Origin of the sequence: Vulcanococcus sp. Clear-D1 (assembly GCF_014654725.1) — a bacterium.
In the GTDB taxonomy this organism is placed as follows: Bacteria; Cyanobacteriota; Cyanobacteriia; order PCC-6307; family Cyanobiaceae; genus Vulcanococcus.
Map to the genome: position 1 here is coordinate 218,637 of NZ_JACVZV010000024.1, position 19,681 is coordinate 238,317.

Sequence of the window (19,681 nt, forward strand, 5' to 3'; positions counted from 1 at the left end):
TGATGCGTCAGCCCGTCCTGCAGGTCCAAGATCTCAGCGTTGAGCGGAGCGGCCGGCTTGCGGTGGAGGGCGTGACCTTCGCCCTTTCCCCGGAAAGCGATACCGCCCTGGTGGGGCCCAATGGTGCCGGCAAAAGCACCCTCGTGGCCGCCTTGCTGGGGCTGGTGCCCCGGCGATCCGGTGCGGTGGAAATCCTTGGGCAGCCGCTAGGCATCGATGGGCAGCTGCCTCGAGCCGTCCGCGCCCAGATCGCTTATGTGCCCCAGACTCTGGCTCTGCAAGGGCGTTTCCCGCTCACCGTGGCGGAGTTCGTCGGCTTCGGCTTCGACCCCCCAGGGCTGCGCCTTCCCTGGAAGGATCAGCGCAACCGCCATGTTGCGGTGCAACAGGCCCTGCAGCGCACCGGTTGCGAGGAACTGGGCCAGCGCTTGCTCAGTGAGCTCTCAGGCGGTCAACTCAAGCGGGTTCTCCTGGCGTTTTGTGTGGTGCGCCCCCGCCAGTTGTTGGTGTTGGATGAGGCCCAGGCGGGCCTGGATGCGCCCTCCAATGAGCAGTTCCAACAGCTGCTGTTCAACTTGCGGCGTCAGGAAGGGTGGACGGTGCTGCAGATCTCCCATGATCTCGATATGGTGCGCCGCAGCTGTGATCAGGTGCTCTGCCTGAATCGGCGGTTGCGCTGCAGTGGCAGCCCCGATCACGCCCTCAGCCCCCAGAGCCTGAATGAGCTCTACGGGCCCCACATGATCACCTACCGGCATCAGCACCATGACTGACGCCGCCGCCCTGGCCTCCATCCTGGCCGAACCCTTCATGCAACGTGCCCTGGTGGGGGGGCTACTCACCGGCAGCCTGGGTGGTTTATTGGGCAGCTTTGCGGTCTTGCGCCAGCTGTCGTTCTTCAGCGATGCGCTTGGCCATTCGGCCTTGCTGGGAATCACCGTGGGCATCTTGCTGGGGATCAATCCCACCTTGGTGTTGATTCCGTTTGCCGTGGTCTTCGCCTTGCTGGTGCATCAACTGGTGCAACGCAGCGCCTTGCCCACCGATGCACTGCTGAACATTGTGTATTCGAGCTCGCTGGCGGCTGCTGTGCTTGCCCTGAGTCTGGTGGAGACCTATCGCGGTGGGATTCAACAGCTGCTGTTCGGCGACATTCTGGGCATCAGCTGGGTGGATCTCGGCGTGATCGGTGGATTGCTTCTGGTTGCTTTGCTGTATCTGAGCCTGAGCCTTCGCGCTCAGGTTCTGCTCACGCTCAACACCGATCTCGCCGGGGCGATGGGTGTGCGCAGCGGCTGGCACCGCCTGGCCTTCATTGTTTTGCTGGCGGTGGTTGTGGCGGTCTCGATCAAAGCGGTGGGTGTCTTGCTGATCAGTGCATTTGTGGTGATTCCTGCTTGCGCAGGCCGCCTGCTCAGCCGTCGCTTTCCTGTTTATGTGGTCAGTTCAGCTCTTCTGGGAGGAGGGTGCGCCCTGGTGGGGTTACTGGGATCGGGTTTAACGAACCTGCCCTCAGGCCCGTGTGTGGTGATGGTGCAATTCCTGGGCTTTGTGGTGGCGTTGGTGATCAGTCAATCGACGCGACGTTCCCCAGCAGTTGCCGGGCCAGGAGGGCGCCAAATTCTTGGTGGAGGCCCAGCCGCCCCGGAACCACACTGACCTGATCCGCCGCTGCGGCGAGGGCTTCCATTTCAGATCGCGAGCGCGGTGGTGCCTGGGCGGCCACCACCAGCTGCAGAGGGCATTGCAGCAACCGAGCCTGTTGGAGCCACCAGGCTCGATCGACCGCTGGATCAAGGCCACCGCTCACAAAGGCCACGCTCGCGAAGCGAGCCCCCGGGCGGCGGGCCAGCTGTTGTTGCTCCCGAATCCGCTGTGGGGTCAACAGGTCAGGGTCCACCCAGACATGACGCCGCAACATCAGCTTGAGAACGGCTCGGCTGGTGTTGAGCCGGTACAGAGCCGGTCCAATCAGCGGTGCGGCGATCACCTGCTGCAGCCAGCTGAACTGTTGGGGCGGCCAGCCGGTCATGGTGGGAAGTGGCCCACGCCAGGTGGGGGCAACCGCCACCAGGCTCTGCCAACGAGCCGACCATTCAGCAGCCAGGCCCAGGGCGATGGATGCGCTGTGGCCGGCTGCCACCACGGTGATGCGACCTGGGTGTGTTGCACGCAGATAGGTCAACACCGCCCGGAGTGCAGAACGCAAGAAAGACGCGTCGTAGGTGATGGCTGGGCGATCGCTCTCACCGAAACCCGGCCAGTCAAAACTGACGAGATGGCGTTGATCACCGACGGCCTTCGCCAAGGGCTTCCACTCGCCACGACTGGAGACGGTGCTCAGCGCCGGCAGCAGCAACCAGAGCGGTGCCGATCGGGGCCCGGAACGCTCCAGGATGACCCCCAGGCGATGACCTCCCAGATCCAGCTGGAGGCGTTCGGCGGTTCCCCCGAATGCCGGTGTCATGCGAAGCCCCGACCGCGGGATCCAGGCTGTTGGCCCACGCTCCGGAAGGCGATCCGGTCGCTGCCTGGGTCGTAGAGGCTGTAGCGGAGCCCACCGCCGATGCCGATCACCTTGCGCTGGGGCACCACCTGCTGAAGTTGCCGTTCACCGGCCAGATCGCGCACGGTGGACGCGATCCCCCCGCCCGCCAGCTCCACGCAGAACTGCTCGCCGCTGCGGGCGGTGAACAGGCGATTCACATCCATGCGGGTGAGGCGATCCAACAGCAACAGCGGTGAGCTCTCCGGCCCCAAACAATCGCCCACATCGGCGGAGCTGCCATGCAGCAGGGCGCAATCCAGTTCGATGAAGCCGAACTGCAGGGCTGCCAGCCAGGCCAGATGCCCTGGATCCACGGCTTCTTGCAGGGCCTCCACGGCAGCCTGGCCGAACTGCTGACGCAGAGGGTCAGCCCGCCGTTCACCGCGATAGCCGCGTTCGGCGAGCAACTGGTCTTCCCACCAGCCGTAGATGCACTGAGGCGCCAGCTCACCTCGGCGGGGATCCTGCAGCCGATCCAGGAGAGCATTGGCATCCCGATCGGGACCAATCAGATCACCCAACACAAACAGGGTGTCAACTCGACCCAGCTGGCGCAGATCCCGTTGAATCGCCTCGTAGAGCGCAAGGTCGCCCTGCAACCCGCTCACCAGTGCCCAGCGTGCCATCAGCGTTCACACACGTGGCTGGCGTCATCGGCCCGCTCGGCGTACTCAAAGCCATGGCGCAGACGCCAGGCGAACACCGGCGGCAGTCCAACCTCAACGATGGCCCTGCAGGTGCGCTCCACGTCGTAAGGCACTTCGCGGATCTCGACGTTGCCGGTGGCCTCGTCGTGAATGACATAGGTGGCGTGGGTGTTGCCGTGTCGCGGTTCACCCACGGAGCCGGCGTTGACGATGCGGCGCACGGGCAAGGCCATCTCACGCTCGGCGGCTGCCTGCGGATCCGCCGGCGTCTGCACCCGCACGCGGATGACGCCATCGCGCAGCTCTCGCACGTAGGGGCGGTGGGTATGGCCGCAGAACAGGGTGTCGGCGTCGGCCGTCTGGACCCGTTCCAGAGCAGCAAAGGCGTCCATATCCGGCAGTAGGTATTCGTGCTGACTGTTGGGGCTGCCATGCACAAACAGCAGCCGATCGCGTCGCAAGGTCATCGGCAGGCTGGCGAGGAAGGCCTTGTTCTCCTCGCTCAGCTGCTCGGCCGTCCATTGATGGGCCTGATGACCGCGCCGTTCCGCCAACTGTGAGGGGTAGCTGCATTCACAGGCATTCAGCCCCTCGATGATGTCTTCATCCCAGCAGCCCTGACAGCTGGGGATGGAACGCTCCCGAACCAGGTTCACCACCTCATTGGGCTGGGGGCCGTAACCCACCAGATCCCCCAGACAGGTGATGGTGGTGATGGCCCGTTGATCGATGTCGCTCAGGACCGCTTCCAGGGCGGCCAGGTTGGCGTGCAGGCAGGAGATCACGGCGTGAGCCATGGCGATCAGGCAGAACGAGTGGGTGGGGTGTGGCGTTGGCGCAGGGGAGCCTGTTGCAGCTCGAGCACGGCATCACTGAGCAGGCAGTCGCGCACGGTCGCCTCGATCGCCGCTGGGTCAAGGTCCCTCCCCTGAACCACCAGGCGCGAAAGGCGCTCCGGGCGACCGTCAGGTGGGGCGAGCGTTTGCAGGGGCAGGAACTGAGATCCCTCCTGGCTGACCATCCAGTTGCAGAAGAAGGCCCGGCCGTCCGGCAGGTTCATCAGGGCTTTGGCGCGGTACACATCGCCATAGGCCCCATTCACGAGTTCGAACCAGAAGCTGCTCAGGCTGTCGGGATCCCAGACGGTGGCGTTGAGGTTCAGGCTCCAGGCCTGCAGATGGCTGAAGTCCAGCGTGTCCTGTCGGGGCAGCTCAGGGTCTCGACCGAAATGCAGATGGCGATCGGGGTTGAGATGCAGGGCTTGCAGCTGGGGCATGACCCGCCGATCCACACCCGCCAGGCCTGGCTGCGCAGGGGGATGAAACTGAGGCAATTCGATCAGGGCGAGCAGGTCGGCGGGATGCGGGGCCAAGGCCTGATCAAGGTCGCCCAGATCCAGCAGATCCGGACACTGGTCGCGCAGATAGGCCAGATCGAGACCACCGTCTCGGGCCTGAGCAAGGCCTTCATCGGGATACCCGGTGACCCGCAGATAACCACTGGGGCCGCGATAGCTCTGGATCTGACTGAGGATCCACGTGGTCTTGCCGCAGCCAGGCGGCCCGGAAAGGAGCACGGTGTGGCTCATGGCGCCGCGACACAGGCCTCAAGCTGGGCCTTGAGGGTGGGCTGATCGAGATCCTTGCCGATCACCACCACCTTGGTGTGGCGCGCCTGCTGCTCAGGCCAGTCGGAATCGTCAATGGTGAAGCGTTTGCCGCAAAGGTGAAAGAGGTGGCGGCGATCGCTCTCACGGAACCAGAGCACGCCCTTGGCGCGAAACACCGATTCCGGCAACTGGTTGTCGAGGAAGTCCTGGAAGCGACGCAGATGGAAGGGGGCCTCAACCGAGAGGCTCACCGAACTGAACCCCTCCAGCTCCGGGGTGTGCGCGTGGTCATGGCCCCCTGCGTCGTGGTGATGGTGATGGTGATGGTCGTGGTGGTCGTGATGTTGGTGTGTCGCGTGGTCGTCCTCTCGCGCCTGCAAGGCGGCCAAGCGATCGCTCTCGAACAAGCCCACGCTCAGCAGCAATCCCAGCGGCACATCCCCACGACTGGCCCGCAGGATGCGGGCGTCGGTTTTGATCGCCCGCAGCTCCGCCTCAACCTCCGCCAGACGAGCCTCATCCACCAGGTCCGTCTTATTCAGCAGGAGGATGTCGCCGTAGACCACCTGGGCACGGGCGATCGGGCTGTCCAGGGACGTCGCGCTGAAGTGTTCGGCATCGATCAGGGTGATGATCGAATCCAGGCGTAGGTGATCCCGCAGGTCGCCGGCCATGAAGGTCATGGCCACCGGCAGGGGATTGGCCAGCCCCGTGGTTTCCACCACGATCAAATCCAGGGGCTCCGGGCGCTCCAGGACGCGATGGACGGCATCCTGCAGTTCCCCATTGATGGAGCAGCAGATGCAGCCATTGCTGAGCTCCACCATCTGGTCACTGGTGGCCACCACCAGCTCGTTGTCGATGCCCACCTCACCGAATTCATTCACGAGCACGGCGCTGCGCAGGCCTTGCTGGTTGCTCAGGATGTGATTGAGCAGCGTGGTTTTACCGGCGCCCAGAAAGCCGGTGAGCACCGTGACCGGGATCTGAGCCATCTGCCGCTCCATCGAACCCGACACCTGTGAGAACGGTTTTCATTCTGGGCGATCAAGGGCCCCTCTGACCAGGGGATGCCACGAGCTCGGCGACGGGATCGTAGTTTGTGCACATGTGCACAACAGTTCCATGACCACGACCGAGCGCCGTTGCACCTCCAGTCGCGACGGCAAAGTGATGCTCTCCTGCTGGATTCCGGAGGCCCTGCGCGAACAGCTGGACCAGGCCTGGGCCGATCAAGGCCTTCGCCGCCATGGCCGCACCCAGAAGGGTATGGAGCTGATGATCGAGGCGTACCTCAGGTCGCAGTCCTGACCGAAGGCGTCCGGGGGATGGATCCAAGACTGTGGACAGCCTCGATCAACAACGTCGAGGTCGAGAGTCGGTCGCATCTGGTCAGATCCTGATCAAGGTTCAGTCACCCTTCTTCTGGCAGATCGGATTTGGCTGGTGACAGGTCAAGCAGCGCCGCTGCCCTCTGGCCTCCTCACACACCACCACAAACGACATGACCGGCTCCCCGCTTTCGCGCTGTTGGCTGCAACGGACGGCGCTCAGCTGCCTCGGCGTCTCCGCAGCCATCAGCGCATTGCTGCCGCAGATGGCAATGGCACGCCCCTGGCCCATCCCGCAATCGCGCTGGACTGGCAGCGTTCAGGACTATCCGGCCGCTGCGCCACCAGCGCCGCGCCCGTGGTGGACGGGCAATTCAAGTCAGAGCTACGGCTCGGGCTACGGCGCACAAACAGGCAACGGGTATCAGGCCTATGGCACCCCGCCCCTCACCCCAGAGCAACAGGCCCAGCGCTGCAACACCGGCCGCTTGATCGGTGGCCTCGGTGGTGGCGCTGTCGCCTACGCCATGTCACGGGATGACGGCCGCGCCTGGGCGATTCCCCTCGGTGCACTTCTCGGCTCCCAGGTGGGCTGCAACGCCGCGGCTGGTCGGGGGCCGCTGCCTTGGTGAGAACAAGAGGGGGGCCGCGGTGTGAGGAGTGCGGCCCGGTGCTGCGCCATAGGACTGCCGAGGGGTGAGGACCTCTCCCGGTGGGTGGACGAGCACCGCTCACTCATGGCTCAGGTGATGGCCCAAGCGCAAGCTCTTGCTGCGTCCTGACCCTGCAGCGATCAAGGGTGAGCATTCGTTGCACGGGGATGACGCAGCAGCCAAGCGGACACACAATCGGCGCAGGTGCCGACGAGACAGCCGCACCTGCTTGAGCGCCACGTCTCCCTCGCCCGGCCGCTCCGGAGAACCCTCGGTTCACCCGCCGAGGGCTTTCTGTTGCTTGCAGACCGCAGAATCCACCGCGGAAGCACCACGCAGTACTTCTTTGGGATTTCTTTAGATTGCTACCCGTATTCAGACGTGCATCAGGCTGTCACTCGCTTTGGCCCGGCCTGATGTAGCGCGAGCGACAAAAGACCACTTGAGCAGCATAGGCGTCTCAGTCTGTCAAGACTCCTGTGCTGACCTCAGGACACGTAGGTTCGCTCGGATTCAGCCCGCGAGCGGCTGTTACTAGCACTGATGAAGTCGATCAAGACCGCAGCAGCTCCGGCACTCACCGTGGCTCAATTAGAAGCGAGCTACCCGGCGTATTGCAAGGCCTTGCGGATGTTGGTGCAAGACGGAACGTCGCTGAACAAAATCCAACGCACGGTTTGCTGGGATCGCCTGCAGTTGCTGCACACCACCCTGCCGCGTCAATACCGCGACCCAGTGGTGCATTACGCCATGGTCAAGCGGGATGTGGACCAACAGCAAGCGCTGGCTGGCTGACGACCGCCGCCATCTGTTTATTCACCACCTGAGTCGAATCCTTCTATGCCGGAGACCATTCAAGAGCCGCTCAAGATCCTGATTGCCGACGACGAAGCCAACATCCGCCGCATCCTTGAAACACGCCTGGCGATGCAAGGCCACCAGGTGGCTTCTGCTCAAGATGGCGCAGAAGCACTGGAGCTGTTCCGCAGCGTTGAACCCGATGTGGTGGTGCTCGACGTGATGATGCCCGAGCTCGATGGCTTTGCGGTGCTCGAGCGCATCCGAGCGCAATCGGAAGTGCCGGTGATCATGCTCACCGCCCTGGGCGATGTGGCCGATCGCATCACTGGGCTGCAGCTGGGCGCCGACGATTACATGGTTAAACCCTTCTCCCCCAAGGAGCTGGAGGCGCGTATCCACTGCGTGATGCGCAGGGCAAGCCAGGGCCAGGGCGGATCCGGCGTCGGCTCAGCCAGCTCCAATGTGATCGCGGTTGGTGATCTCAGCGTTGATTTCAATCGCCGGCAGGCCTTCCGCTGCGGCGAGCGCATCCGCCTGACTGGGATGGAATTTCACTTGCTGGAGCTGTTGATCAGCCACCACGGCGAACCGATCAACCGCCTCGACATGCTTGAGAAGGTGTGGGGTTACAAGCCCGGCAAGGCCTCCGATAGCCGGGTGGTGGATGTGCACATCTCACGTCTGCGCGCCAAGCTGGAAGAGGATCCAGAAAACCCGGAATTGATCATGACGGCTCGGGGGCAGGGGTATATGTTCCAACGGCTGCAAAGCAGCGTTGCAGCAGAAGCCGCATCAGCTGCCTGATCATCCAAGCGATGGCATAACCGCAGCGAATTGAGGCCCCAGCAAATTGCTCGAGATACTCAGCATTCGCCGTGGCTGCGCTCCCATTGCAGCGCCGGTGAAGCCTGCGATGGTATGGACCGTGGATGAGGGTCAGCCACCAGATCTGAGGGATCACAGCGTGCGATCCAGAAGCGCAGTTGCGGGTAGCGCTGTTGCATCGCAGCGTACTGCTCCGATGCGCGATAACCCCGTTCAAGCTTTCGATAGGCCGATTCGCTGGTCATGGTGTGAGCACTACCAGAGATTGGTGTCAGCCCTGAGTCGGAGACTCTGGGATTTGGTTCTGTTGTCATGGTCAATGTTGTGGTAATCCCACTGCAGAGGCAGATCAACTGTTGCAACGTTGATCAAAACGTTGATCAAGAGGCTCAAGTCGCGCCATGGGCTGTCAGCGGGAGCACACGCGAGCACGGCAAGAGCACACTGATGGATCTGGTGAATCTGAGCTGATTCACCAGATTTCAAGGACTCTCAGCGCCACCTGATAGCGAACAGAGCAGCGGCATCGGCAAGCGGCAGGTGCGCCAGTCGCCATTGCCGGTGCACACCTCAACGCCAATCGAGCTGGTCGCATCGCCGCCGGTCGATGCCAGCAACCAATCGATGGCCTCAGCGATCGCGTCATCGATGCTCTGATACTCACCATCGAGCTGCGCATGGGGTTCGCAGCAGCCATCAATCAACCGGTAGCGGCGCTCCGCAGGCACGTGGTAGTGCTGGACACGAACCCTTGTAACAGCACCCGTCATCTCCCGCCCTTCCACCAGTTGCGAAACCATCCTTGTCGCCTGGCGAGGGCTCCGAGGGTGTTCAACAACACTGTCTGAGGGATTGGCGGTCTGCCGCATGGACACACCGTTTGGCGTGTGGCTTCCGCAGGTCACGATCCTGCGCAGCCGCAAGCTCAGCGACGCCCAAGGGGCGGTGGAGGCCATCCGCCAACGCCATTGCGTGCTGCTCCAACTCGATGACACCGCACCGGAGGAAGCCCAGCGCATCATCGATTTCCTTTCCGGCGCAGTCAGCGCTCTTGATGGTCAGGTCGAGCGCATCGGGGAGTGCACCTTTTTGTTTGCTCCAGCTGGCGTGACGGTCAGCCAGAGCTGAACCCATCGGTTCATCAACCAGCCCGTGGTGTGCTGGAGCAGGCACAATCGAACTCCCTCGATCCGCAGCGCTTGGCCCGCCTGGAAGCGATCCTCACGGGAGTGCCTGGCGATCGAGAGCTGCGTCTGGTGCTCGAGCAGCTGGATCCAGGCAGCGCAGGCACCTTCACCTGGCTGGATCAGCGCAATGCCTCCCTCGGCTTGATGCCCAGCAGTGCGGCTGTGCCTGTGCAGGTGTTGCTCGAGCTCAAGGGCCGCGGTGAACTGCTCGTGTTGGTCACCAGCCGAGAAGGCATGGGCACAGGTGCACCCCTGACCCAGAGCGTGCATGAGCAGATCCTGCAGCGCCTCGCACAACTGCTGCCCGAGAGCGTGTTGCAGTACCGCTCCGATCGGGACGGGCCCTTGGAACGCATCAGCACTTCCCGCCCAAGCGGGCTTCCCCGGGCGCATGAGCAGCAGTTGTGACGTTGCACGACTGACACACTGCTTTTCGGCAAGTAGCGCTTGCAAGGTGGGGTAGTTGCCTTGGCGCCATGCAGCAGCATCGTCCCGCTCCACGCATCAAGGCCGCCCTGGCGCAGATCGGTGCCTGGGTTCTCGATCAGCCTGTGCCCTCTGCGCTCGAAGGCCAGTGCTGTGATCGCCTCCGCCCCAACCAGATCCGCCTGGAGCTGCTGCAGAGCCTTGAGAACAACGGACTCGGCAGCGGCAATTTGGTGGAGTGGCGCTGGGATGCACGCCAGGGACAGGCCAAGGGATGGCTGTGGCAGGCCGGTGCGTTGCAACGCTTCCGCTGGTCGCGCCAGTCCGGCCGACTGACGCTGCACGAGCAGTTGAACTGCGTCACCACCACGCCCATGCAGGCGCTGCGCTGAGGCCATCTGTCTAGGGGGTGCCTGCATCGTTGATGCCGCTGATCGCGATTGCTTGATCGGCGGCTGCGATTGATCAGCACCCCTCAACCGTGGATCAACTCACAGGGCCGCGCACTTTTTCCACAGTTTTTCCACATGCGACCAACGACAGACTCAAGCTGTCAAGCGCATCTCCAGGAATGCTTCCGGAAAAATGTTCTCCCCCTTGACAGTCCGCGCCTGCACCGGCGAGCCAAGCAAGGGGTCAGGCCATGCATCCCTCACATGCCCTGCAGCGCAGTCAGTCCTGCACTGGGACTCCTGCGCCCCTCTTGAAGCAGCACCTTTTGACGCCGCAACCACCGCTATGCGCTGATGGGTTGGTGATCGGATGAGGTGTTGGTTGGCAGAGGTTCCTGACGCAATGGCTCCGCACGTGAGTGTGGAAAACCAATTCCCGGCTGATTTATTCGATTCGATGGTGGGATTCATCGAACAGCACCCCCAGTGGGATCAGTACCGGCTGATGCAATCAGCCCTGGCGGGCTTCCTCTTTCAACAGGGCTGTCAGGACAAGCCGGTGGTGCGCCACTACCTCGATGGCCTGTTCCGCAAACCCGAGATCGCCGCGCACTGAGACCGCTCGGAAGCCAGTACTGGCCATGCTCCCCAGCGATTCCGATCTGCTGACGCAGCCCGCAGAAGAGCCGAACGCAAGGCCATCATCCAGCCATATTGCAGTTGGGTGAGATGGCGGCTTCTGGTGGTGAGTTCAACGGCAACAGCCTCAGTGAGCTGGGCGGCCGCACGTTGATCCAACTGCGGGAGCTGGCTAAACGCATCGGCCTCGGCGGCTACAGCCGCTTGAACAAAGAGGGCCTGATTGAGGCGATGAGCGAATCGGAGGCCTCAAGAACTGCGGTGATCACGGCTCCCGAAAAGCTGGAGTCAACCGCTACTTCTTCTCCTTCTGCAGCCTCGCCAGAGCTGCCCAGCCACATCACCTTCCTGCCTCGTGATCCCCAGTGGGGCTATGTGTTCTGGGAGATCAGCAGCAGGGATCAGGAGCGCGCCAACGCCGCGGGTGCCACGCAACTGGCGCTGCGGGTAGCGGATGTGACCGGCTTGCCTTTGGGCGCCGCCCACCCCCACACCCTGCAGGAGCTGGTGGTGAGCAGCGGCGCTACGGAATGGCACCTGCCGATGCCCGTGAGCGACCGCGATTACCGCGTGGAACTCGGTTACCGCACCCAGAGCGGCGGTTGGTTCTCCTTGGCCACCTCCTCGGCGGCGCGGATGCCGGCGCTGGAGCCTGCGGCCGTGGTGGCCGATGCTTTTGTGCCCTTCTCGCTTGAGGCACCCGTGATGGCCGCCGCTCAGCCGGTGGTGAGTGGTGGGGTGGAGCACGAGCGGATCTATCAACTGGCCACCGCAGGCACCCTGCGCAGCCGCCGCGTGGGATCAGAAGTGCTGCATGAGTGGGACCAGGATTCCGCGCGCAGCGGCGCCCTCAACGATTCCGGCGCCGGCCTCTGGGCCAGCGGCCGCAGTGAATCAGGCAGCGGCATCGTGCGGCCCCGCTCCTTCTGGCTGGTGGCTGATGCGGAGCTGATCGTTTACGGCGCCACTGAACCCAGCGCACGCCTCTCGATCGGTGATCAAGAGATTCCGCTGGAGGCCGATGGCACGTTCCGGGTGCATGTGCCCTTCCGCGATGGCGAGCAGCTATACCCGATCCGTGCGGTGGCGGCCGATGGTGAGCAGGAGCGCTCGATTCGCCTGGAATTCGAGCGCCGCACTCCTGCAGCACGGGTGAACTGCAAAGAAGATGCCGTGCTCGAGTGGTTCTGATCCCTCAAACCTGATCCATCCATGAAGCGCACGGGCGTGGCTCGAGGCCCTCTGCTCCTAGTCGCCGCCATGGCGCTGTGCGCTGCTCCGCTGGCCACTGCCAACGCCCAGGAGGCTCCGGCGGCAGTCGAGAGCACCGAGAGCAAAGAACCAGCCCCCACCTCAGGCACAGGCGCTGGCGCCGCTGCGCCCACCACAACGGCCCCAGCCGTTGATGCCACGGGACTGAGCGAGAAAGAAAAAGCGCAGCTGCAGAAGATCAACGCGCTCAAGGCACCACGCTGGCAGGCCTTTGGAGCCTGCCGTTACGACTGGGCTGGCTGGAAATTGATGGCAGACGGCGTACGCACCACCAGCGTGAAATGCGGCCCGGAAACCGCCACCACACCCGATGGATCCGCTGCCACGGCCAGCGTGGCTGTGCATTGCGACACGCTCAAGCTCAGTGTCAAAACTGGTGAGCAGGCCTGGAGTGGCTGGCGTCTTCCTTATGCCGCCTCGGAATCCAAAGAGCGCGGCGGAGAAGACCTGATGGTGGCGAGCCTGTGCGCCAACGCCAAGCCGATCCCCAAACCACAACCAGCGCCGCCGCCAGCCGTGACCCCTAATCCCACTCCGGCAAGCAAAAAACCAACAGCAACCTCACCGCAAAAGCCATCAGCCACCAAACCCTGATCGCTGCGGAGGCCAGCAAACCCAGAACCAAGATTTATTTGGAATTGCTTTAGGTTTGTCATCTCCGCCCAGCGCTGTGGCCAAAACGCTCTCCCTGCTCAGTGCCTCAGCGTTGATGGGTTTTCTGATGCTGAAAGTCGCCCTAGCTAACGCCGGTTAAGCGGGCGCGATCCAGAGGCGGCGAGCCCTGCAGAGCTGCGCCGATAGCGAGGCACTGCGCTCAGTGGGCGAAACCACTTCTGCGGTCTCGGCAGACACAAGCGTCCTCCTCCAAAGGCAGGTTTGAGTGAGCTACAGCCCGCGCAGCTGACCTACTACTTGGCAGTGGGAACAACGAAGGTGGCATCTCAGAAGCCGGTGGCCGCCACCCGGGCTGTTCACTGCTGAGGAGAACCCGGTTCGTAGCAATGCTGTTCAGCTTCTGGCTTGAACCCACTCCCGCAGCAGTTGCTGCGGATCTACGCCCTCGAGCAGTTCATCAGGAACAACCGCCACCCGGCGCAGATCAGGAACTTGCCTGCGCACCTGGTCAATGGCGTGGTCGGGGTCCATCGCCCGCACCGGCTGAATGCTGCAGCGCTCCTGATCGCAGAAGAACACGGAAAACGCTGTCACTGCTGGGCTCCGACCGATGAATGGGGTGGGCTGCGGTGTGAGGAGTGCAGCCCGGGCGCCGACGAGAAGACAAACCAAGGGGTGATGACCACCCCTGGCTGGCTCGTGTAGCGAGCACTGCTCACTCATGGCTCAGGTGACTGGCGCAGTGCAAGGGCAGGATCAGATCGATCCGCTGAATCCTGAAGGCTTCGCTGAAGTCACTCAGGCAGCCGGGGATCGGGATCCAGCGCATTGGCCAAGGCCTCGAACTCGGCCTCCGGCTGACTGTGCAACAGCCGGATGATGTCCGCGCCGGGCGCGATGGCCTGAGCGAGCAGAGCGCCCGTGGCACCGGAGATCTGTGGCACCAGCCGCAGCAGTGCCTCTGGCAGCTGTTCCGGTGGCACCGTCATGGCCGTGTTCTGCACCCAGTCGAACGCCGCACGGCAGGCCCCATCCCGCACGGGCAGTGAGGTGAGCATGAACAGGCACTGGGGGGCATGGATCGCCAACTGCACCACACGTCGCTCCAGGCGCTGGCGCGCTGTCGGGAGCGCTTGCTCTGCCAGCGTGGATGGCGGGATCGCTGCGGCGATCGACTCCTGGTGGCTGTTAACGCCTTGCAGGGCAACTGTCAGCCGCTGCTCAGCCGAGCGGCGCAACACCCCATCAGCAAGTTGCTCGATCAGGGCCTGACCGGCCTGCTCCACGGCCTGGAGCGTCTCCAGTGATCGGGAAGCACTGTCTGCGGCCAGGGGAGCGAGGATGCGATCCAGGCGCCATTCCAGCCAGTGCCGGGCAGAAGCAATCAGGCCCTCAAGGGCGGTGGCTCCCTGGCTTCTGATGAGTCCATCGGCGTCCTCTCCCTCCGGCAGCTGGACGACCGAGGCACTCAGACCTCCTGAGGTCAGCTGTGTTTGCAGCTGCTCGACCAAGCGCTCCGTGGCGGCCTGGCCGGCGCTGTCTCCATCAAGACCAATCAAAAGGTGCTTCATCCCCTGGCGCCTGAGGAGCTGCAGCTGCAACTCCGAGACGCTCGTGCCCAGGCAGGCCACCGCTTGGGTGAACCCGGCCTGGTGGAGCTGGATTACATCCAGCGGACCTTCCACCAACAGCGCGGTGCCTTGCTTGCAGATCGCCTCTGCGGCTTGATCCAGCCCGAAGACCACTCCATTGCGCTGAAAGAGCAGATCTCCTGTGCTGTTGCGGTATTTGGGCTCTTGGTTGCCAGTGGCGCGGCCGCAGAATCCCACGGTCTGGCCGGAGGCGTCGTTGAGGGGGATCGTCAGCCGACCGCCAGCGATGCCCAGCTGCCATTTGCGCGCGGTCTCATGGCTGATGCCACGGGCCCGGAGGTAATCCGCTCCCTCACTTCCCTGCTCCAGCTGATGCAACAGGGCTTGGTGGAATTGCTGGCGCTGTTCGGTGCGCTGAGCCATCAGTTGCCGGCGCTCGCGCCACTCCTGCTCAAAGCGCTCCTGCGCCTCTGGATCACCCTCCGCCACGCTCACGCCGGTGCGGCGCGCCAGTTCGAGCACGGCTTCTTGAAAGCTCAGGCCCTGCCTGTCCTGCAGCCAGCCGATGGCATCGGTGCCTTTGCCGCAGACAAAGCAATGCACCCGGTTGCGGGTGGGGCTGACCAACAACGAGGGCCGGCGATCGTCGTGCCAGGGGCAGCGAGCCAAAAACTCCCGGCCGCTGCGCTTGAGCTCAGTGGGCCCAAAGAGATCCGTGATCTGGGCCCGCTCCCGCACGCTCTCCAGCACCGCCGGTGTGAGCAACCCAGACGGGCGCACGGTGGGGTGCCCACTGGGTGCACGCCGGACTGCTCCTGCAACCACCCGATGGTGGGCGGCTTTGCCGCTAGCGCTGTCGATGGTGTTGGAGAGCATGGGCATCAGAGGCACTCCACGCCGGGGTACAGATCACTGCCAATGAACAGCTTGCGGGCCTCATCGCCCTCCAGGTAGCAGTGGCTCCGGTCCATCCGGATGGTGGTCTTGCTCAGGTCAGATCCACCGGCCATCTGGCCGTAGCGATATTTGCCGTGGTGCACCTCAAGCAGACCCGGCTGAGCCGGTGTGAATTCATCGAGCTTGGGCCGATCGATCAGCCACACCGCTGAGGCATAACGCTCCAGTTCTGAGGTCCCCGCCAGGTGGGAGACATCGGGGCCCGTGGGGTTGCCGTAAGCGCCGCGGTTCAGCTGCGCCACCACGAACATGTCGAGTTCACAGCGGCCAGCGATCGCTTTGATGGCCGTTGCCCTGGCGGCCAGTTCGGCGGTGGTGTTGCTCCCAAAACCGGGGGTGGGACCCATGGCGTGGAAGTGATCCAAGAACACCGCCGAGAGATTGGGGTTGGCGCTCTTGCAGTCCTCCACCAGCGCTGCCAGCTCCTCCACCGTGGCCGCGAATTTGCTCTGGTACAGCACCTCACCCATGCGCTCGCCATTGGGGGCGATGCCATCGGAGAACTGCGCTGCAAGCTGCTGGAGCTGCTCCAGGTCACGGCCCTCGATCACATCACCGCGGCCCTCCAGTTCGTTGGCTGAGTAGCGGGATGAGAAGACGCCACTGGCCTTGCGGCAGTAATTGGCCAGCAGGCGAGCACCGATGGCGCGGCGGCTCAATTCGCAGGAGAGCACGAGCACCGAGGCACCGTTAAAGGCCAGGCCCATCGCCGCTGCAATGCCCACGGTGGTCTTGCCCACACCCGATCGCGCGGCCAACACCCAGGTGCTGTCGCCGGTCCCTGGGATCACACCACCGCGCATGTCGACGTCCAGCGAGGGGATGCCGGTGGAGATCGGTTTGGGGCGCCTATCGGCGGGTAAAGAAGCCAGAGCGAGGCATTCGCGGCCGGCATCGCTCGGCCTGCACACCTGGAAGCTCTGGCGGTAGCGACCCGCAGTGATCGAGGTGGCGTCGTTCAACAGCTCACGGCAGCTCTCCAGTTCGCCATCGATCAGGGTGTCGACCTGCTCCCGCGCCAGGAGCTTGCGCAGCCCTGGATAGAACAGCCCCCTGGCCTTGGCGCTCTGGAACAACCGGCAGGCGATGGTGAAGTCCAGCTCGGGGTGGATGAGGCCGTCATCACCCCAGGCGATCACCTCAGACAGCGCCTCCTCCATCTGCAGCAAGGAGCCGCGGAAACGGCCGTCCAGGGCGCGTTGACGTACGTCTTCTCGGATGGCGTTGGCATTGAGCACATCAATGTCGCGGCGCCCGCGGAAGAGCTCATCGATCTCCAACGCCAGCGCGCGCAGGCCCGGCTGACTCCAGATCGAGCCCGGCACCACCTCGTCAAAGCGCAGACCGATGGCCCGGCGGAACTGCCCCCAGCGCTCGCGTTGGTCGTCGGTACCCACCAACACAGCCGCCAGGAGATTCTTCTCGTGCTCCACCAGCGAATGGTTCGCCGGCAGGGTGGGCTTCTCCGCTGGGATCAGGCCGGCTGCTGTTTCCAGGAAGACCCCCTCATCGATCATCCGCTGGAGCAGCGCCGGATCAAAACCACCAGGGATGGTGGTTTTGAGCTCCTCGTTGCCGGGGTCGTTGTTACCGGCGCCGGGGTTGGTGTTTGGGTTGGTGGACATGGCGGTGATCAGCGATGGGACGTGTGGGCCCTGGATTCAGCGCTTGGTCTCCTGGCCGAACTGTTCAGCGGCTTTGCCGGGTATGCCGAAACCGGCTGCTTCCAGGATTTCCGCCAGACGTTGCAGTTCGCTCGCCGGGAGCTTGGTGGCCTCCATGCCACGCCCCTTCCACTCATGGCCATCCCAGAGAAGAAGCTTGCAGGCATGGCGATGGTCGGGGTGGTAGCCCGAGATGGCAGCCGGGCGGTTGTGGCCCACTCCTGGAGTGTTCCCACCGATGCCGCTGTAGGGCCGTCCGGTGTATTGAGCCGCATCAGCAACGCCCCAACAGAAGACATGCCAAAGCTCCTCACCCAGTCCTGCTGCCTTGCGATCGGCGGTGAACAACGCCGTGGCGCAATCCACACCGCTACGGCCCTGGGGGTAGGTCACGCGCCAGAACTCAGGCATGCGCTGTAGTGCCTGGATCAGCACCGACCAGAAGGCCTCAGCGCCTCCGGCGTGGCGGATCGCCTTCTGCAGCCGGCCCGCGAGAGCGTTACCCGTGGGCTTGTAGGCGGGCCAGGTCTCGGGCTTGTGCTGGTTGTAGGTGGCGGCGAACTGGGCGATCAATGGGCTCTGCACCGGCGCACGCTTGGGCTCAGCTGAGGGTTCCGACACCACCTGAGTCATCCCTCGGGGCTGGACAACGGCGCTGGCTTGCTCCACCGACCTGCTTGGGATTTCCTCGACAGGGCTGTCATCCACGGCCTCGAGATCAGCACCCTCATGGCCTGGATCCAGATGCTCCTCGGGCTCATGCAGGCGGATACAGAGCCCTGTGGTGCTGCTCGTGTAGCTCAACCAGCCGATGGCTTCCAGATCCTGGAGATCGGCTCGGATTTCACGCGGATGCAGATGCCAGGCTTCGGCAAGTTGGCGGCAGCCCACCTGAACATTGGTTCCTCCTCGAGCACGGCATTGCAGATGCCCAAAGAGCGTGGCCACCCGCAAAGCACGGCTGGGTCGATGCGATCCCTTGCGTTCACGGTCGAGCTTCTGGAGGGCCCGGAAGGTGAGTTCAACGGCTTCTGTGCTGACGGCGTAAAAGCGCATTGGTGATGCAGCGACAACTGCGCTTGGTGGTCACCAGAGGCTACGAGCGGTGCCCTAGAACCCAGTGCTGGCCTTGATTTCTTGGATCTGCTCCATGCACACAACCAGGCAGCCGGCTCTCTTCCTGCTCTCATCCACCCAAGGAGCGGCTGTTTGGTCTGTTCTTTTGGTTTTCTTCTCTAAGACTTTTAGAGAGATATAGATGGTGGTCCAATCTGATCCACCCCCTGTGACCAATCTGGCTACAGCAACCGGTCCAATCTGGATACAGCGATCAGATCGTTCTGGCTACAGCCCAGGCGGCTTGGCCGGGAAGCGTGTGATCAGATTGATCCAGCCGCTATGCACCTGAGGCCAAGTTGCACCCACCCCAGACGCCACCGCCATAGCCCACATCGCACACGCGGCGCAAGGGTGAAACCACGGGGAATGCTCCCGGCAGTTGCGGCTATGTCCCATGCCTCCCCGTCATGCCCCGATGGCCCCCACCGTCAACAGCTGGCTGAACACCAGCGGTGCCCATCGCCCCCTGTGCGAGCGCACGGTGATGGAGCTCTCCCGCCGCATTCAGCGCTGGCAGAAGCACCCAGACGGCCCGGCTCATGCCCCCAAGCCCGTGCGTCGCAGTGCCCTGCGGGCGCGCGAGCAACTCGTGCGCCACAACCTCGGCCTGGTGGCTCACACCTGGAGCCGCCATCGCTGCAGCCTGCCCGCTCATGACGACACCACTGCCGATGCGCTGCAGGAAGCAGCGCTGAACCTGGTGCGGGCAGCAGAAAAGTTCGATCCCACCAAGGGTTACCGCTTCTCCACCTATGCCAGCTTCTGGGTGCGGCGCGGCTTCTCGGAGTTCGAGCGCTACGCCAAGCGAGTGATCCGCTTCCCCGCCGAGAAGGCGGCGGTGGTGATCAAGGCATTGCGCCTCAGCCAGGAGCATCTGGCGAACAGCGGCGATGAACCATCCCTGGAGTGGCTGGCGGGGCAGCTCACCTACAAGGGCAAAGCCGTAACGGTGGACCAGCTGGCCACCTTGCTGCAGCAATGGGAGGCCACCCGCACCGGCTCCATCGATGCGGGTGATGACAACAGCGAGGAGCACAGCGGCAGCACGCGGCTGGATCAGGCCTCCCTGCGCCAGGCCGCAGAGCAGGAGCTGGCAGATGCCAGCGATCCGCAGCAATCAGTCCTGCCCGAACTCATGGCCTGTCTGGATGAACAGGAGCATCGGATCATCCGCAACTGCTACCTACGCCGACCACCGCTGAGCGCCTTCCAACTGCGCAAAGCGATGGGCGGCATGGAGAGCGAGCAGCTCGAGCAGTTGGAGCAGCAAGCCCTCGAGAAGCTGCGCCAGGCGGCGGAGAAGCAAAGACACGAGTTCAACGCCTGAATCATCACGGTGGAAAAGACCAGAGCACAACGCCCAGGGGCAAGTCCCCTCTGGGCGTTTGTGGTCTGTGGCGCAGT

At 63.6% G+C, this 19,681-nt stretch carries 24 protein-coding genes; 13 read left to right on the top strand and 11 right to left on the bottom strand.

Features of this window, described 5'->3' with window-relative positions; translation table 11 throughout:
* The first annotated feature begins 2 nt into the window (after positions 1–2).
* Complete coding sequence (locus H9532_RS10435; protein WP_296368119.1) at positions 3–773, top strand: metal ABC transporter ATP-binding protein; 771 nt, start codon at positions 3–5, stop codon at positions 771–773.
* A complete protein-coding gene (locus H9532_RS10440; protein WP_296368121.1) occupies positions 766–1,659 on the top strand; it encodes a metal ABC transporter permease in 894 nt (297 codons plus the stop codon). The genes H9532_RS10435 and H9532_RS10440 overlap by 8 nt, the downstream gene beginning before the upstream one ends.
* On the opposite strand, the gene H9532_RS10445 is transcribed toward H9532_RS10440, so the two are convergent.
* Genes H9532_RS10445 through H9532_RS10465 form a run of 5 tightly spaced genes read right to left on the bottom strand, consistent with a single transcriptional unit; the run spans position 1,568 to position 5,799 of the window.
* Positions 1,568–2,467, bottom strand: coding sequence for an alpha/beta hydrolase (locus H9532_RS10445; protein ID WP_296368124.1), 900 nt, complete (start codon positions 2,465–2,467; stop codon positions 1,568–1,570). The genes H9532_RS10440 and H9532_RS10445 overlap by 92 nt on opposite strands.
* Positions 2,464–3,174 (bottom strand): phosphoesterase, encoded by a 711-nt coding sequence (locus tag H9532_RS10450; RefSeq protein ID WP_296368126.1) that lies wholly within the window; start codon positions 3,172–3,174, stop codon positions 2,464–2,466. The genes H9532_RS10445 and H9532_RS10450 overlap by 4 nt, the downstream gene beginning before the upstream one ends.
* On the bottom strand, positions 3,174–3,992 hold the full coding sequence (locus tag H9532_RS10455) for a metallophosphoesterase family protein (protein WP_296368129.1): 819 nt from the start codon (positions 3,990–3,992) through the stop codon (positions 3,174–3,176). Before H9532_RS10455 ends, H9532_RS10450 begins: the two co-directional genes overlap by 1 nt.
* A 5-nt stretch (positions 3,993–3,997) precedes the next feature.
* A complete protein-coding gene (locus H9532_RS10460) occupies positions 3,998–4,783 on the bottom strand; it encodes a GTP-binding protein (protein WP_296368131.1) in 786 nt (261 codons plus the stop codon).
* Positions 4,780–5,799, bottom strand: a complete 1,020-nt coding sequence (locus H9532_RS10465) for a GTP-binding protein (RefSeq protein ID WP_296368133.1) — start codon at positions 5,797–5,799, stop codon at positions 4,780–4,782. Before H9532_RS10465 ends, H9532_RS10460 begins: the two co-directional genes overlap by 4 nt.
* A 130-nt stretch (positions 5,800–5,929) precedes the next feature.
* Between H9532_RS10465 and H9532_RS10470 the strand changes: the two genes are divergently transcribed.
* The 4 genes from H9532_RS10470 to rpaB all read left to right on the top strand — a co-directional run bounded on the left by H9532_RS10470 (position 5,930) and on the right by rpaB (position 8,393).
* The gene (locus H9532_RS10470; protein ID WP_296368135.1) at positions 5,930–6,115 is read left to right on the top strand and encodes a hypothetical protein; all 186 of its coding nucleotides are present in this window, start codon (positions 5,930–5,932) and stop codon (positions 6,113–6,115) included.
* A 193-nt stretch (positions 6,116–6,308) separates the two neighbouring features.
* Complete coding sequence (locus H9532_RS10475; RefSeq protein ID WP_296368137.1) at positions 6,309–6,767, top strand: hypothetical protein; 459 nt, start codon at positions 6,309–6,311, stop codon at positions 6,765–6,767.
* 564 nt (positions 6,768–7,331) lie between these two features.
* The gene (locus tag H9532_RS10480) at positions 7,332–7,583 is read left to right on the top strand and encodes a DUF3136 domain-containing protein (RefSeq protein ID WP_296368139.1); all 252 of its coding nucleotides are present in this window, start codon (positions 7,332–7,334) and stop codon (positions 7,581–7,583) included.
* Between the two features lie 45 nt (positions 7,584–7,628).
* Positions 7,629–8,393, top strand: coding sequence for a response regulator transcription factor RpaB (gene rpaB, locus H9532_RS10485; RefSeq protein WP_296368141.1), 765 nt, complete (start codon positions 7,629–7,631; stop codon positions 8,391–8,393).
* 59 nt (positions 8,394–8,452) lie between these two features.
* On the opposite strand, the gene H9532_RS10490 is transcribed toward rpaB, so the two are convergent.
* Complete coding sequence (locus H9532_RS10490) at positions 8,453–8,659, bottom strand: hypothetical protein (protein WP_296368143.1); 207 nt, start codon at positions 8,657–8,659, stop codon at positions 8,453–8,455.
* 237 nt (positions 8,660–8,896) lie between these two features.
* The gene (locus H9532_RS10495) at positions 8,897–9,214 is read right to left on the bottom strand and encodes a hypothetical protein (RefSeq protein WP_296368145.1); all 318 of its coding nucleotides are present in this window, start codon (positions 9,212–9,214) and stop codon (positions 8,897–8,899) included.
* Positions 9,215–9,281: 67 nt separating this feature from the next.
* Between H9532_RS10495 and H9532_RS10500 the strand changes: the two genes are divergently transcribed.
* The 6 genes from H9532_RS10500 (at position 9,282) to H9532_RS10525 (ending at position 12,924) form a co-directional block, all read left to right on the top strand.
* Positions 9,282–9,542 carry a cell division protein SepF gene (locus H9532_RS10500; RefSeq protein ID WP_296368148.1) on the top strand — a complete coding sequence of 87 codons (261 nt, stop codon included), beginning with the start codon at positions 9,282–9,284 and terminating at the stop codon, positions 9,540–9,542.
* 29 nt (positions 9,543–9,571) lie between these two features.
* The gene (locus tag H9532_RS10505) at positions 9,572–10,009 is read left to right on the top strand and encodes a hypothetical protein (protein WP_296368150.1); all 438 of its coding nucleotides are present in this window, start codon (positions 9,572–9,574) and stop codon (positions 10,007–10,009) included.
* Positions 10,010–10,077: 68 nt separating this feature from the next.
* On the top strand, positions 10,078–10,419 hold the full coding sequence (locus H9532_RS10510) for a hypothetical protein (RefSeq protein WP_296368151.1): 342 nt from the start codon (positions 10,078–10,080) through the stop codon (positions 10,417–10,419).
* A gap of 403 nt (positions 10,420–10,822) precedes the next feature.
* A complete protein-coding gene (locus tag H9532_RS10515; protein ID WP_296368263.1) occupies positions 10,823–11,035 on the top strand; it encodes a DUF2811 domain-containing protein in 213 nt (70 codons plus the stop codon).
* Between the two features lie 113 nt (positions 11,036–11,148).
* Positions 11,149–12,249 (top strand): DUF4912 domain-containing protein, encoded by a 1,101-nt coding sequence (locus H9532_RS10520; protein ID WP_296368153.1) that lies wholly within the window; start codon positions 11,149–11,151, stop codon positions 12,247–12,249.
* Between the two features lie 21 nt (positions 12,250–12,270).
* The gene (locus H9532_RS10525) at positions 12,271–12,924 is read left to right on the top strand and encodes a hypothetical protein (RefSeq protein ID WP_296368156.1); all 654 of its coding nucleotides are present in this window, start codon (positions 12,271–12,273) and stop codon (positions 12,922–12,924) included.
* A gap of 414 nt (positions 12,925–13,338) precedes the next feature.
* On the opposite strand, the gene H9532_RS10530 is transcribed toward H9532_RS10525, so the two are convergent.
* From H9532_RS10530 to H9532_RS10545, 4 genes are all read right to left on the bottom strand, one after another.
* Complete coding sequence (locus tag H9532_RS10530) at positions 13,339–13,539, bottom strand: hypothetical protein (protein WP_296368158.1); 201 nt, start codon at positions 13,537–13,539, stop codon at positions 13,339–13,341.
* Between the two features lie 200 nt (positions 13,540–13,739).
* The gene (locus H9532_RS10535; protein ID WP_296368160.1) at positions 13,740–15,413 is read right to left on the bottom strand and encodes a CHC2 zinc finger domain-containing protein; all 1,674 of its coding nucleotides are present in this window, start codon (positions 15,411–15,413) and stop codon (positions 13,740–13,742) included.
* 5 nt (positions 15,414–15,418) lie between these two features.
* Positions 15,419–17,119 carry a DnaB-like helicase C-terminal domain-containing protein gene (locus H9532_RS10540; protein WP_296368162.1) on the bottom strand — a complete coding sequence of 567 codons (1,701 nt, stop codon included), beginning with the start codon at positions 17,117–17,119 and terminating at the stop codon, positions 15,419–15,421.
* A 36-nt stretch (positions 17,120–17,155) separates the two neighbouring features.
* Positions 17,156–18,214, bottom strand: coding sequence for a hypothetical protein (locus H9532_RS10545; protein WP_296368164.1), 1,059 nt, complete (start codon positions 18,212–18,214; stop codon positions 17,156–17,158).
* A 457-nt stretch (positions 18,215–18,671) separates the two neighbouring features.
* Between H9532_RS10545 and H9532_RS10550 the strand changes: the two genes are divergently transcribed.
* Positions 18,672–19,604, top strand: coding sequence for a sigma-70 family RNA polymerase sigma factor (locus H9532_RS10550; RefSeq protein ID WP_296368167.1), 933 nt, complete (start codon positions 18,672–18,674; stop codon positions 19,602–19,604).
* The last annotated feature ends 77 nt before the right edge of the window (positions 19,605–19,681 follow it).

Bases quoted from the DNA above. Each gene is read 5' to 3' on its own strand.
- H9532_RS10435 (WP_296368119.1), top strand. From the start codon at position 3: ATGCGTCAGCCCGTCCTGCAGGTCCAAGATCTCAGCGTTGAGCGGAGC.
- H9532_RS10440 (WP_296368121.1), top strand. From the start codon at position 766: ATGACTGACGCCGCCGCCCTGGCCTCCATCCTGGCCGAACCCTTCATG.
- H9532_RS10445 (WP_296368124.1), bottom strand. From the start codon at position 2,467: ATGACACCGGCATTCGGGGGAACCGCCGAACGCCTCCAGCTGGATCTG.
- H9532_RS10450 (WP_296368126.1), bottom strand. From the start codon at position 3,174: ATGGCACGCTGGGCACTGGTGAGCGGGTTGCAGGGCGACCTTGCGCTC.
- H9532_RS10455 (WP_296368129.1), bottom strand. From the start codon at position 3,992: ATGGCTCACGCCGTGATCTCCTGCCTGCACGCCAACCTGGCCGCCCTG.
- H9532_RS10460 (WP_296368131.1), bottom strand. From the start codon at position 4,783: ATGAGCCACACCGTGCTCCTTTCCGGGCCGCCTGGCTGCGGCAAGACC.
- H9532_RS10465 (WP_296368133.1), bottom strand. From the start codon at position 5,799: ATGGCTCAGATCCCGGTCACGGTGCTCACCGGCTTTCTGGGCGCCGGT.
- H9532_RS10470 (WP_296368135.1), top strand. From the start codon at position 5,930: ATGACCACGACCGAGCGCCGTTGCACCTCCAGTCGCGACGGCAAAGTG.
- H9532_RS10475 (WP_296368137.1), top strand. From the start codon at position 6,309: ATGACCGGCTCCCCGCTTTCGCGCTGTTGGCTGCAACGGACGGCGCTC.
- H9532_RS10480 (WP_296368139.1), top strand. From the start codon at position 7,332: ATGAAGTCGATCAAGACCGCAGCAGCTCCGGCACTCACCGTGGCTCAA.
- rpaB (WP_296368141.1), top strand. From the start codon at position 7,629: ATGCCGGAGACCATTCAAGAGCCGCTCAAGATCCTGATTGCCGACGAC.
- H9532_RS10490 (WP_296368143.1), bottom strand. From the start codon at position 8,659: ATGACCAGCGAATCGGCCTATCGAAAGCTTGAACGGGGTTATCGCGCA.
- H9532_RS10495 (WP_296368145.1), bottom strand. From the start codon at position 9,214: ATGGTTTCGCAACTGGTGGAAGGGCGGGAGATGACGGGTGCTGTTACA.
- H9532_RS10500 (WP_296368148.1), top strand. From the start codon at position 9,282: ATGGACACACCGTTTGGCGTGTGGCTTCCGCAGGTCACGATCCTGCGC.
- H9532_RS10510 (WP_296368151.1), top strand. From the start codon at position 10,078: ATGCAGCAGCATCGTCCCGCTCCACGCATCAAGGCCGCCCTGGCGCAG.
- H9532_RS10515 (WP_296368263.1), top strand. From the start codon at position 10,823: ATGGCTCCGCACGTGAGTGTGGAAAACCAATTCCCGGCTGATTTATTC.
- H9532_RS10520 (WP_296368153.1), top strand. From the start codon at position 11,149: ATGGCGGCTTCTGGTGGTGAGTTCAACGGCAACAGCCTCAGTGAGCTG.
- H9532_RS10525 (WP_296368156.1), top strand. From the start codon at position 12,271: ATGAAGCGCACGGGCGTGGCTCGAGGCCCTCTGCTCCTAGTCGCCGCC.
- H9532_RS10535 (WP_296368160.1), bottom strand. From the start codon at position 15,413: ATGCTCTCCAACACCATCGACAGCGCTAGCGGCAAAGCCGCCCACCAT.
- H9532_RS10540 (WP_296368162.1), bottom strand. From the start codon at position 17,119: ATGTCCACCAACCCAAACACCAACCCCGGCGCCGGTAACAACGACCCC.
- H9532_RS10545 (WP_296368164.1), bottom strand. From the start codon at position 18,214: ATGCGCTTTTACGCCGTCAGCACAGAAGCCGTTGAACTCACCTTCCGG.
- H9532_RS10550 (WP_296368167.1), top strand. From the start codon at position 18,672: ATGCCTCCCCGTCATGCCCCGATGGCCCCCACCGTCAACAGCTGGCTG.